The sequence below is a fragment of the Pseudoalteromonas rubra genome (genome assembly GCF_004212645.1).
GTDB classification, from domain to species: Bacteria; Pseudomonadota; Gammaproteobacteria; order Enterobacterales; family Alteromonadaceae; genus Pseudoalteromonas; species Pseudoalteromonas rubra_G.
On sequence record NZ_PPUZ01000024.1, the window covers coordinates 25,871 to 38,245 of the forward strand.

Below are 12,375 nucleotides of genomic sequence, written 5' to 3' on the forward strand. Positions count from 1 at the left end.
GCCTTAAGTAAACTATTTTTTAAAATTCAAAATTTTGCCAAATGGGAAGTATATGGACTTAAATAAAGCAAAAGTTGGTGTAATTGGGCTCGGTTACGTAGGTTTGCCCCTTGCGGTAGAATTCGGAAAAACATATCAAACTCTAGGCTTCGATATTGCTCAAGACCGTATAGCAGAATTGCTGTCAGGTTCTGATTCGACTCTAGAAGTAAGTGATGATGAATTAAAGCAGGCTCTTCACCTTAGTTTTTCATACTCAGTTGACGACTTAAAAAGTTGCAATATCTACATTGTAACAGTACCTACTCCAATTGATGTACACAAGCAGCCTGATCTAACTCCTCTCATTAAAGCAAGTGAGATGATTGGGCAAGTTATTAAAGAAGGTGACATTGTAGTATATGAATCAACTGTATACCCAGGAGCCACGGAAGAGGCATGCCTACCAGTGGTTGAACAGGTTTCAGGTCTTAAATTTAATAAAGACTTTTTTGCAGGTTATTCACCCGAACGGATCAATCCTGGTGACAAAGAACGTCGTGTAACAAATATCTTGAAAGTAACTTCAGGTTCAACACCTAAAGTGGCGCAATTCGTTGATGACTTATATAAATCGATAATTACAGCTGGAACACATAAAGCTACATCTATTAAAGTGGCCGAAGCATCAAAGGTTATTGAGAACGTTCAGAGAGATGTAAATATAGCTTTAGTGAATGAGTTGCATCAGATTTTTCAAAGACTTGGCATAAATACCAAAGAAGTCATTGAGGCTGCAGGAACTAAATGGAACTTTATGAAATTACAGCCTGGCTTAGTAGGGGGTCATTGCATTGGGGTTGATCCTTACTATTTACTTCATAAATCTCAAACATCAGGTTATATACCAGATTTAATGAGAAAAGCGCGCGAAATCAATGATTTTATGCCTACTTATATTGCTCAGGATTTCTTGAAACAGCTAATTAAACAAAAAATAAACCCTGTAGATTCTACTATTGGCTTACTTGGTTTTACTTTTAAGGAAAATTGTCCCGACATAAGAAATACAAAAGTATATGATCTTTATGTCGCCTTAATGGATTTAGGCTTTAATGTCGAAGTTATTGATCCTTGGGCAGATACTGATGAAGTTAAAGCTGAATATAACATCAATATTAAAAACGAATTTAAAGAAAATAACTTTAAGGCTCTATTGCTAGCCGTGGGACATTCTGAGCTGATTGAAATATGTAATTCAGTTAAGGGTAGTAAATACATCTATGACTTCAAAGGGTTGTTAAACTAGATATGAAAATACTAGTCACAGGTGGTGCTGGGTTTATTGGGTCGGCACTAATACGTTATATAATCAATGAAACAGAAAATAGCGTAATTAATGTAGATAAGCTTACTTACGCAGGTAATCTTGAGTCACTAAAGTCGGTCGAAATGAATGACCGTTATTTTTTTGAACAAGTCGATATTTGTGAGCGTATTGATTTAGAAACTACCTTTAAAAAACACAAGCCTGATTTAGTAATGCATTTAGCTGCTGAAAGCCATGTAGATCGCTCGATCACAGGTCCTGCTGAATTTATTAATACTAACATTGTCGGTACTTATACTTTGCTTGAGGTTGCTAGAGAGTACTGGAATTCATTAAATGCAAGTGAGAGAGAAAAGTTTAGGTTTCATCATATTTCAACTGACGAAGTTTATGGTGACCTTCCTCACCCGAATGACGTAAAGCACAACTCAGATGACTTGCCTCTTTTCACAGAGCAAACCCCATATGCGCCAAGCAGCCCTTATTCTGCCAGCAAAGCCTCAAGCGATCATTTGGTTAGGGCATGGCTAAGAACTTTTGGGTTCCCTACAATTATTACCAATTGCTCAAATAACTACGGGCCGTATCATTTTCCAGAAAAGCTAATACCTTTAGTGATTCTGAATGCACTAGAGGGTAAAAGCCTACCTATTTATGGAAAGGGTGATCAAATCCGGGACTGGCTGTACGTAGATGACCATGCTCGCGCTTTATACAAAGTGGTTACTGAGGGGGTAATTGGCGAGACATACAATATTGGTGGGCATAATGAAAAGCAAAATATCGAAGTGGTGAAATCAATTTGTGATATTTTAGATGAATTGGTGCCTAAAGAACAAAGCTATGCTGAGCTTATAACTTTTGTTGATGATCGACCAGGTCATGACAGGCGTTATGCGATTGACTCTTCAAAAATGAATAAAGAGCTAAACTGGAACCCAGTGGAAACCTTTGAAACTGGTCTTCGTAAAACAGTGAAATGGTATTTGAATAATCAAGATTGGTGTCAGAATGTTCAAGATGGTTCATATCAACGTGAACGTCTTGGTGTGTTAGCTAATTCACTAAATGAGCGATAAAATGAAAGGAATAATTCTCGCCGGGGGGTCTGGCACCCGTTTGTATCCGATCACAATGGGGGTTTCTAAGCAGCTTTTACCTATTTACGATAAACCTATGGTCTATTATCCCCTCTCGGTTTTAATGTTAGCGGGTATTAGAGAGGTTTTAATAATCACGACTCCTGAAGACAGTGATTCGTTTAAGCGTTTATTAGGAGATGGCTCTCAATTTGGTATTAAGCTTAGTTATACCGTTCAGCCTAGCCCAGACGGCTTAGCACAAGCCTTTATTTTGGGTGAAGAGTTTATTGGTCAAGATGACGTATGCTTGGTCCTTGGAGATAACATATTTTATGGTCAAGGCTTTACTCCTAAGTTAAAGCATGCTGTGCAAAATGCGAGTAGTGGTCAAGGCGCAACGGTTTTTGGTTATCAAGTAAAAGACCCTGAACGTTTTGGTGTAGTAGAGTTTGATGAAAAGCAGAAAGCGATTTCTATCGAAGAAAAACCAACTAAGCCAAAGTCAAACTTAGCTGTAACTGGACTTTATTTTTATGATAATTCAGTTGTGAAGCTGGCAAAACAAGTTGAACCATCACACCGTGGCGAATTGGAAATAACTTGCCTAAACGAAATTTATTTAAAACAAAACAAGCTGAATGTAGAAATTCTTGGCCGCGGTTTTGCGTGGTTAGATACTGGCACACATGAAAGCTTATTAGAAGCCGCACAGTTTGTAGAAACAATTGAAAAGCGTCAAGGTTATAAAATAGCCTGCTTAGAGGAAATAGGATTTAATAATGGGTGGTTAACAGCACTTCAACTGAAAGAGCTTGCAAAGCCCATGTTAAAAAATAGCTATGGACAGTATCTAATGGACTTAGTAAAAAAATAATGTCTAAACTATTTAAAAATAAAGAGTGGGACAGTGACTTTTTCAATCGCAATATCTATACACTTGAACTAGATGCACTTGGGAACGAATTTGAAAACTGGCCTAAAAACTCACTCATTACAGTTAAGGTTGATGCTAATAATTACCAAAGTTTAGAACATATAAATAATCAGAATTTTAGTTTTGTTGAAGGTGAGCTTGTTTTTAAAAAGGCATTGCCTGTAACGGCAAACGTCACTTCTTTAACAGATTTTGAAACATATCTAGCAACAGAAGATTCTCTTGTTGAACTTAAGTGTGTTGTGACTGATTTATATGTAAATAGTCGGTTTAGAGAGCCGTGGTTTACCTCATTGGAAAGAGACCGTTTCTATCAAAAATGGATCGAAAATGCAGTCTTAGCAAAATTTGATGATTGCTGCTTAGTTTTAAAAATAGATGACACAATTTCTGGTTTTGTAACTGTACGTATCCGAGGTTCTGAAGCAACTATTGGGCTTATTGGTGTCGCTGCGCCATTTCAAGGTAAAGGTATTGGTAAACAGTTATTGCAACTCGTTCAAAAATATAGTACGGCAAAAAATGCGACAGTAATTAAAGTTGCAACACAAACAAGTAATATTTCAGCTGCAAACTTATATGAGAAAGATGGTTTTTCTATCGCGGACATTTCATATTGGTTTTATAAACAGGTTTAAAGATGATCCCTTTTAATATTCCACCTAAAACAGGCAATGAGCTTAAATATATAGAACAAGCTATCCAATCTGATAAGCTATGCGGTGATGGCCATTTTTCAAAGAAATGCGAAGCATGGTTAGAAGAAAATTTTAATACGGCTAAAGCATTACTTACACCCTCTTGCACAGCTGCATTAGAGTTAGCGGCAATATTAATAGATATAAAAGAAGGTGATGAAGTGATTATGCCTTCATATACGTTCGTATCTACCGCAAATGCATTTGTCTTACGAGGTGCAAAAATCATTTTTGTTGATGTCCGACCTGATACAATGAACATGGATGAATCACTTGTCGAAGCAGCTATAACCTCAAAGACTCGAGCCATAGTACCAGTTCATTATGCAGGCGTTGCATGTGAAATGGATACAATATTAGGAATTGCAGAAAAGCATAACCTTTGGGTAATCGAAGATGCAGCCCAAGGAGTCATGTCAACTTACAAAGATAAAGCATTGGGTACAATTGGGCACATAGGATGTTATAGCTTCCATGAAACTAAAAATTACTCTTCAGGTGGAGAAGGCGGAGCAATATTAATTAATGACCCTGAATTGGTTGCTCGAGCTGAAATTGTTCGTGAAAAAGGCACAAATCGTAGTCAGTTCTTGCATGGTTTAGTGGATAAATATACATGGCAAGATGTCGGCTCAAGCTTTTTACCCAGTGAATTACAAGCCGCTTACCTGTATGCACAGTTGGAGTCAGCTGAACTTATAAACAATTTCCGTTTATCGATATGGGATCGTTATTACGAAGCGTTCAGTCAAAAGCTACAAGCACACCAGTTACCTAATATTCCTGATTCTATACAGCATAATGCACATATGTTTTATATAAAACTTGGAAACTTTAAGCAGAGGCAAGAATTGATAGCTCACTTAAAGGAGTGTGGTGTAACATCCGTTTTTCATTATATCCCATTGCATTCAACAGCTGCAGGTCAAATGTTTTCTCGCTTTAATGGGGAGGATAGATACACAACTAAAGAAAGTGAGGTTTTATTGAGACTTCCTTTATATTATTCTCTCTCGGATGAAAACGTGGAATTAATAATTGATAGTGTTTTGAGCTTTTTATCAACTAAAGTATAAAGCGTTTCAAACTTAAATTAGTCCAATTTTTATAGTAATAGAGTGTGTGTCTTTTTGATGGTCGATAATAGATGAAAATAAAAAAATATAAATTTATTCACATTGTAAAAAATGATAAATTTATAAACGAATTCTACAATTTTATTATTGAAAACTTCCCCAGTGAAGAGCACCTCTTTATCTATGTGGTTGGTGAGCCTGAAAGCAAATTTACGATACCTGAAGCTGAAAATGTAATCAATCTCAATAATCAATATAAAGGGCTTATGAAAAGCCTACGCTTGTCTAAAATTTTACAACCGCATTGCGACGGCGCTGAAAAAATTATTTTTCACAGCTTTTATGCAAAAGACATTGTACGCTTTTTGTTTTTTAATCAAAAGTTCTTATCAAAAAGTTACTGGGTTATGTGGGGAGTTGATTTATATAATTACTCGCTAAAGATTTCTACAATCAAGTCGCTTTTAAGCTATTTTATAGCTAAAAATTTAAAGGGTAGGTTTGCGGGGTACATAACATACCTTAAAGAGGATTATAGTATTGCTGAAAAAAAATACTCTGCTAAAGGGCTGTTCCATGAATGCTTAATGTACCCAAGCAACCTTTATAAAGAATATGATGTTAAAGATAATGAAACAAATTTTATAAATATACAGGTTGGGAACTCTGCAGACCGAACGAATAATCATTTAGAAGTGCTTAGGAAACTATTACCCTATAAAGAAGAAAATATACGTATATATGTACCTTTATCTTATGGCTCTAAAGAAAATGCTAATCAAGTTATTGAACAAGGATTAAAATGGTTCGGTGATAAATTTATACCTCTTACTGAATTTATGCCATTTGAAGAATACTTAAAGTTATTAGGGTCAATTGATATTGCTATATTTAATCACAAGCGACAGCAAGCTATGGGTAACACCATTACTTTGTTAGGGCTTGGTAAAACAGTATATATACGTAGGGATACCTCACAGTGGGAGTTTTTTACAGAAAAAGGTATTAATGTAAGGGATTTTGAAAAACTAGAAAATCTGGAATTTTCAAAAGAAGAAAGAAATATTGAAATTGTGAAAACATACTTTTCTAAATCAAATTTTCTAGAACAGTTGAGAAAGATATTTGGATAAGTTGGTATTGGCCTAGTATATATTGTTATAATTGATGTTTCTCATTAACCTAATGGTTGGTTTATATGTGTGTTTTTAGTGCTTTTGGTTTATGTCCTTAAAAAATAATGCAATTACAGGTGTTAAATGGACTACAGTGTCTATGTTAACAGTTACAATATTGCAGCTATTACAGTTGTCAATATTAGCTCGCTATCTGGATCCTGCAGATTTTGGACTAATGGCTATTTTAATGGTAGTTATCGGCTTTTCTCAAGCCTTTATGGATATGGGAGTAAGTAGTGCAATTATCCATAGGCAGAAAATCACCAAAAGTCAACTGTCTAGCTTATATTGGCTCAACATTCTATCCGGCGCTTTACTGGCTATAATTATAGTTATTCTAGCACCACTAATAGCATCTTTTTATGAAGAGGCAAGGCTCGCTAATCTTCTTATGTTACTTTCATCTGTTTTTCTTATCGTAGCCTTTGGAAACCAATATCGAGTTTTATGTCAAAAAGAGCTTTTATTTAATTTAATGGCGAAAGTTGAAATCATTGCTGCTGTCTTTTCTTTTATAGTCGCGGTGTATTCTGCTTATAGTGGATGGGGAGTATATGCATTAGTTTTTGCAATGCTTACACAGGCGCTTACTTCCAGTGTATTGTTTTTGTACGTTGGGTTAGAAAAATTTCATACCCCTACTTTTTCATATAAACACAGTGAGCTTAAAGGCTTTTATTCTTTTGGCTTATTTCAAATGGGTGAAAGATCTGTCAATTATATTAGTGCCAATATTGACAAGTTATTGATTGGTAAGTTGATCGGCTTTCAGGCTGTTGGGTTTTATAATATGGCGTGGCAGTTGATTGTTTTTCCAACAGCTAAAATTAATCCCATAGTCAATAAGGTTGCATTTCCTGTTTACGCAAAAATTCAAAATGATCAAGATGCTTTAAATAGATATTATAGTATGAGTGTTAAAGTGCTGAGCTTGTTAACAGTGCCTATTTTGATTTTTTTATCTTTCTTTTCTAATGATATTGTTCTGATCTTATTTGGGGAAGGCTGGGAACAAACGGCCATATTAGTCACTGTTTTAGCATTTGTAGGGATTGGGAGAGCGTTAGGTAACCCTGGAGGAGCTTTAATTCTGGCATTAGGGCGTGCGGATGTCGGCTTCTGGTGGAATGTTTTTTGGGCTATTACCATTTCAATAACACTTTTTGTCGTTCTCTTATATTTCAAGTCTATAGAAGCGGTAGCATTTGCTCTGCTATTTTTATCAGTAACCGTAGGTATCATTTGGCATATTTTAATTGCTAAAATTGGCCGAATTTCTTATTTAGGTATATTTTTGCATTTTGTTAAAGTTGTTTTTATAGCGATTGCAATAGCTTGGATCGCTCAACTAGTTGTAAACTTGTTTCATTTTGAAAAACCTATCATAAGAGTGCTGTTAGAAGGTATAGTTTGCTTAATAATGTATGCGCCTTATTTGTTACTGGTTGAAAAGAAACTACTAATAAGTTTTAGAAAGGAATAGTTATGTTAGTATTGTTTGGCTTTAGAAAAGAAAATCAACAGTTGCTACAGTCGAGATATACTTAAAGCCGATAAAAAAGTTAAACTGCAGGTACGTTAGCTTCTGCTGGTGCTAGCTGGTTGAATGAAGTAGGTCATGATAGGTGCGTTATCACCTGTTTTAATTTTATAATGTTAAAAATAAATTATGTTCTATAAAGTTTTTTTTATAATGCTCCTCCTGCTTATCTTTGGTCAGTTCTTGCCTAGAGTAACCATTGCTGGGCTTTGGCTGGGTATTGATGATATTTTACCGCTATTATCGATACCTTTAGTTTTCTTTTTTTACGCGTCTCAAAGAAGATATTTAGGTCCAAGCTATAATTTAGTAATGCCGTTATTTATATTTGTTGTTTCCTTTGCTGTTTATGGTGCCTTACAGGGTGTTGTTTATTTAAATTTGTTAAAAATACCAACAGAGCTTTGGCAATATTTAAAGCGAGCCATATGTTTCCTTATCGCAGCTATAACCATGTATCACCTCCCATTAAAAAAGAAGATACTTGTTGTAAATGTTTTGCTGGGGGCAAGCTTTCTTTGCTTGTTTATTGGTATACTTCAACTATTTAAGATAGAAGTGGTCACGTCTATATATGGTCGTAGTGACGCTCAAATATCCAATGCGATGAACGACAACGCTTATCAACGCGTTTACAGTATCGCGGGTTTCTCTACCTCATGGGGGGGCATGAGTCTCTTTATTTTTTATGCTGCGGTAGCATTACTTACGCTCAGGCTAACTTTACAGCAAAACTTACAGATTAAAAATAAGCAAGCTATCTTCCTTATGCTTATGTTTTTCATATTATGCTTAATCAACGTTATTAGCAGTGGCTCACGTGGCGCTATGATTGCGTTTGTAGTTAGCTTTACACTTTTCCTATTTTTGTTGTCGTTTAGAATCGGAGCGAAAAGTATTTTTGTATTACCGCTTATTTGTTGTTTGTTGCTTGTTGTTGGTTATGTTGGTTCTACTCATTTTGATGAAAAAATTGCTTTTATAATATATCGATTTGAAGCATTAAGCGAATCTGCTGGCGGTGGTCGAGACCTTCAAGTACTAAATGGGCTCGCTTTGCTCAGTAGTTGGTATGAATGGCCTATGGGTGTTTCAAATGCGGTACAGCGCTCATTTAACTCATCTTGGGGAATTGAGAGTGAACCATTTAATATTCTGGTGAATTATGGTGTTATTGGTTTTTCATTAGTTTATTCGAGTCTTTTGATTATTTTATTAAAACTCAGGAAGCTGTTTTTGAAAAGCGAAAGTGCTACTTTCGAAAATAAAGTTATATATACAAGTGTTTTTTGTGGTGTTTTCGGTTATGTATTATTTTCTTTGGGTTTTTTCTATTTTGCAGAGTTAATTGTTGGGGTATATAGTTGGCTTGTGTACGGAGTACTAATTGGTGCAGGACTAGCTATGAGAAATAAGGTGATGGAATGACAATATTACACTTTTGTAGCTACTATGTAGGTTCTACAGTATTTTTTGAATTGTTTTCAGCACTTAATCAACATTGCAAGCAATTTGTTTATGTGCCAGTAAGGTTCAAACAGCAACTAAGCACAAATCAGGTGCCGAGTGTTGAATTTAAATTTGTTAAAAATCTGAGCATATTCACTCGCGCATTTTACCTGCTAAAGTTAATACGTATTCTATACCCTGCCTTTGTCACTTACTTTAAGAATTCGAGTATTAAAGTGGTACATGCACATACCTTGTATTCAGATGGGATACCCGCGTACATATTTTCACGACTAGCAGGGAAAAAATTAATCATAACTTTACGTAATACCGACGTTAATACTGGCTTTAAATATTACAGACAGTATAAGTGGTTGGCTAAAAAAGCGTTAAGCTACTCATCTAGTATTATTCTAGTTTCTCCAGCCCATAAGTTAAAGTTTCAAAACTACTTTGGTCATGCTTTTGATGACAAACTTAAAGTGATTCCAAATGGCATTAATCAGTTTTTTTTAGAAAACGCTAAGGATAAAAAGGTTTCGCCGAAAAACAAAATAATTGCTTTGCACATTGCCAATATCAATAAAAATAAAAACTTAAAAAATACCATTTCAGCCTTTTTTGAAGCAACAAAGGGTACATCTGAGCTAGAGTTTAGAGTTGCCGGCGGCACTTACGATGAGTATGTGAAGGTCTTTGGTGAATTGCCTTTGGAACATAGAGAGAAAACGGTTTTTTTAGGGAAGTTAGATAAAATGCAATTACTATCAGAGATGGATAAGGCAACTTTTTTTGTAATGGTTTCTCATCACGAGACATTTGGTCTCGTTTATATTGAAGCAATATCTCAATGTTTGCCAATTGTTTACACAGCAGGACAGGGCGTTGATGGCTATTTCAAAGATGGTGAGTTTGGTTTTAAAGCAAATTCAAGAGATGTAGATTCTATTTCTGAGGCAATCTTAAATACAACATCTAAATTTCCAAATGGGTTAGGTGCATTTGATGTAAATCCTGCGCATTCTTTCTCATGGGTAAGTATTGCAAAGATTTACAAAAACAAGGTTTATAAATAGCTTTTTGAAAGTTAACCTTCTTACTTTTTCAATAATAGTCTATGTACAAGTGCTTTCTGATGTGATGACTCAGGACGAGTGGTTGGCTATAGAAAGTTTTTTAGGATTATAAATGCATATTTTATATTTACATCAATATTTCGCTACCCCAGAGTCTAAAACTGGAACGCGCTCTTATGAAATGGCGAAACGCTTTGTAGCAAAGGGGCATAATGTAACATTCGTCACTTCGTCAGCTGCTTTTCCTCAAAGTTATACTTTTAGAAGTGGTTGGAATGAAGTTGATATTGAAGGGATTAAGCTTTTTGTATTGCATTTAGATTATTCAAATAATGATAGTTTCATATCTCGCATCTGGAAGTTTGTTTATTTTTCTATAAGATCAATCTTTAAATCTCTTTCAATCAAAGCTGATGTTGTATTAGCAACAAGTACACCACTAACAATTGCAATACCAGGTTTGATATATTCTAAATTCAAGCGTAGACCTTTAGTTTTTGAGGTGAGAGATCTATGGCCTGAACTACCAATTGCGACTGGTGTTATTAAAAATAAGCTACTTATTAAATTAGCGGAGTGGCTAGAAAGGTTTACTTATAAGAACTCTAAAAGACTAATTGGCTTATCACCGGGAATGTGTGAAGGGATCAAGAGCAAAGGAATCAGTGACAACAGAATAACCTTGGCCACAAACAGTTGCGACACTGACTTGTTTGATGTTTGTGATACTGTGGGCGTCAAATATTTAGAGAGCAAACTTGATTTCGTCAAGGGTAGAAAGTTAATCGTGTATACTGGTACCTTTGGGTTAATCAATAAGGTTGGCTACTTAGTTAAACTCGCTAAGATCGCTAAGAAGGAATACCCAAGCTTATGCTTTGTTGCGATAGGGAGTGGGATGGAAAAAGATCAGGTAATTAAGGAAGCTGCAGAAGCAGGTGTTCTCAACGAGAACTTATATATTTTGCCACCTGTTCCTAAAACGGAGATTGTAGGGCTTCTTTCTGCTGCTGATCTTTCTTTGTCTTTATTCGGCCCTGTTAAGGCCATGTGGCACAATTCTGCAAATAAATTATTTGATGCATTGGCATCTAAAACACCAATAGCAATTAACTATGGTGGTTGGCAGGAGGAGTTTATAAAGGAGCATAAGTGTGGATTGATCCTCGATCCAAATGACGCCAGCAAGTCAGCTGCAACTATTGACCAGTTTTTGAATTCGAATAGTGAGTACGAACTAGCAGTGGAAAGCTGCAAAACGTTAGCATATGAGCACTTTTCTAGAGATATTATGGCTGAACGTGTTGAAGGCGCATTACAGGAAGCGATAGAAAGTTGATGTCTTATTGAGTTAGGGAGAAAATTCTCTCGTGTTATTAAATATATATCTAATAATTTAGATTAACGATTAATGAGCTTTATTCCTTGCAGCCATAATGCTTATTGATTATAGCTTACTTTATAAAAAATTACGGTGTGGAGAGCATTTTATGAACTTAATTGGCAAAAAAGTTACTCTTCGAGCTATTGAAAAGCATGACGCTGATTTTTTACTTGAACTGGTAAATTCAGCAGAGCTTGAACATTGGGTAGTTGGTAGTTCAGTCCCTTTGTCTTCTTTACAACAAGGGAAGTGGATTGACAATTTAAGCAACTCTTATTCAAACATTCGGTTAATAGTAGAGAACATGGAAGGTGTAGTTGTAGGTTTTGCAAATATTGTTGAAATTGACTTTGTAAATAGATCTGCTGTGCATGGGGTTAAGTTTGCCAAAGAGTTTAGAGGGTGCGGCTATGCTAAAGATGCAGTGTTTACTATTATGGAATACGCTTTTAATCAGTTAAATTTGAACAGACTTGAGTCAACAATTTTAAGTTACAATGAGTCTTCTATTGGGCTATATACAAAAGCGTGTGGGTGGAATATCGAAGGTGTTAAAAAATCGGCAGTGTTTAAAAATGGTAAATATAATGATCTTGTTATGATAGGTATTACGAAAGAAGAATACAGCAAGCTTTCTTTTTAATAGCGT

Annotated in this window: 11 protein-coding genes; all 11 read left to right on the forward strand. The window is 35.5% G+C overall.

What is annotated here, in order from left to right; translation table 11 throughout:
- The first annotated feature begins 52 nt into the window (after nt 1-52).
- The 11 genes from C3B51_RS09275 to C3B51_RS09325 all read left to right on the forward strand — a co-directional run bounded on the left by C3B51_RS09275 (nt 53) and on the right by C3B51_RS09325 (nt 12,369).
- Nucleotides 53-1,288, forward strand: coding sequence for a nucleotide sugar dehydrogenase (locus tag C3B51_RS09275; RefSeq protein WP_130244863.1), 1,236 nt, complete (start codon nt 53-55; stop codon nt 1,286-1,288).
- 2 nt (nt 1,289-1,290) lie between these two features.
- Complete coding sequence (gene rfbB / locus C3B51_RS09280; RefSeq protein WP_130244864.1) at nt 1,291-2,388, forward strand: dTDP-glucose 4,6-dehydratase; 1,098 nt, start codon at nt 1,291-1,293, stop codon at nt 2,386-2,388.
- A 1-nt stretch (nt 2,389) separates the two neighbouring features.
- Complete coding sequence (gene rfbA, locus C3B51_RS09285) at nt 2,390-3,265, forward strand: glucose-1-phosphate thymidylyltransferase RfbA (protein ID WP_130244865.1); 876 nt, start codon at nt 2,390-2,392, stop codon at nt 3,263-3,265.
- On the forward strand, nt 3,265-3,963 hold the full coding sequence (locus C3B51_RS09290) for a GNAT family N-acetyltransferase (protein ID WP_130244866.1): 699 nt from the start codon (nt 3,265-3,267) through the stop codon (nt 3,961-3,963). Before rfbA ends, C3B51_RS09290 begins: the two co-directional genes overlap by 1 nt.
- A 2-nt stretch (nt 3,964-3,965) precedes the next feature.
- Nucleotides 3,966-5,099, forward strand: coding sequence for a dTDP-4-amino-4,6-dideoxygalactose transaminase (rffA, locus tag C3B51_RS09295; RefSeq protein WP_130244867.1), 1,134 nt, complete (start codon nt 3,966-3,968; stop codon nt 5,097-5,099).
- A gap of 71 nt (nt 5,100-5,170) precedes the next feature.
- Entirely contained in the window at nt 5,171-6,232 is a 1,062-nt protein-coding gene (locus tag C3B51_RS09300) for a TDP-N-acetylfucosamine:lipid II N-acetylfucosaminyltransferase (protein ID WP_130244868.1), read from the forward strand.
- Between the two features lie 91 nt (nt 6,233-6,323).
- Nucleotides 6,324-7,760, forward strand: coding sequence for an MOP flippase family protein (locus tag C3B51_RS09305; protein ID WP_130244869.1), 1,437 nt, complete (start codon nt 6,324-6,326; stop codon nt 7,758-7,760).
- 240 nt (nt 7,761-8,000) lie between these two features.
- Nucleotides 8,001-9,245, forward strand: coding sequence for a hypothetical protein (locus C3B51_RS09310; protein WP_165389132.1), 1,245 nt, complete (start codon nt 8,001-8,003; stop codon nt 9,243-9,245).
- Nucleotides 9,242-10,342: a glycosyltransferase family 4 protein gene (locus tag C3B51_RS09315; RefSeq protein ID WP_130244871.1), complete on the forward strand. Its 1,101-nt coding sequence runs from the start codon at nt 9,242-9,244 to the stop codon at nt 10,340-10,342. Before C3B51_RS09310 ends, C3B51_RS09315 begins: the two co-directional genes overlap by 4 nt.
- 112 nt (nt 10,343-10,454) lie before the next feature.
- Nucleotides 10,455-11,681, forward strand: coding sequence for a glycosyltransferase family 4 protein (locus tag C3B51_RS09320; protein ID WP_130244872.1), 1,227 nt, complete (start codon nt 10,455-10,457; stop codon nt 11,679-11,681).
- A 151-nt stretch (nt 11,682-11,832) separates the two neighbouring features.
- Nucleotides 11,833-12,369, forward strand: a complete 537-nt coding sequence (locus C3B51_RS09325) for a GNAT family N-acetyltransferase (protein ID WP_165389133.1) — start codon at nt 11,833-11,835, stop codon at nt 12,367-12,369.
- Nucleotides 12,370-12,375 lie beyond the last annotated feature (6 nt).

Coding starts and splice junctions, on each gene's coding strand:
- C3B51_RS09275 (WP_130244863.1), top strand. CDS start 53: ATGGACTTAAATAAAGCAAAAGTTGGTGTAATTGGGCTCGGTTACGTA.
- rfbB (WP_130244864.1), top strand. CDS start 1,291: ATGAAAATACTAGTCACAGGTGGTGCTGGGTTTATTGGGTCGGCACTA.
- rfbA (WP_130244865.1), top strand. CDS start 2,390: ATGAAAGGAATAATTCTCGCCGGGGGGTCTGGCACCCGTTTGTATCCG.
- C3B51_RS09290 (WP_130244866.1), top strand. CDS start 3,265: ATGTCTAAACTATTTAAAAATAAAGAGTGGGACAGTGACTTTTTCAAT.
- rffA (WP_130244867.1), top strand. CDS start 3,966: ATGATCCCTTTTAATATTCCACCTAAAACAGGCAATGAGCTTAAATAT.
- C3B51_RS09300 (WP_130244868.1), top strand. CDS start 5,171: ATGAAAATAAAAAAATATAAATTTATTCACATTGTAAAAAATGATAAA.
- C3B51_RS09305 (WP_130244869.1), top strand. CDS start 6,324: ATGTCCTTAAAAAATAATGCAATTACAGGTGTTAAATGGACTACAGTG.
- C3B51_RS09315 (WP_130244871.1), top strand. CDS start 9,242: ATGACAATATTACACTTTTGTAGCTACTATGTAGGTTCTACAGTATTT.
- C3B51_RS09320 (WP_130244872.1), top strand. CDS start 10,455: ATGCATATTTTATATTTACATCAATATTTCGCTACCCCAGAGTCTAAA.
- C3B51_RS09325 (WP_165389133.1), top strand. CDS start 11,833: ATGAACTTAATTGGCAAAAAAGTTACTCTTCGAGCTATTGAAAAGCAT.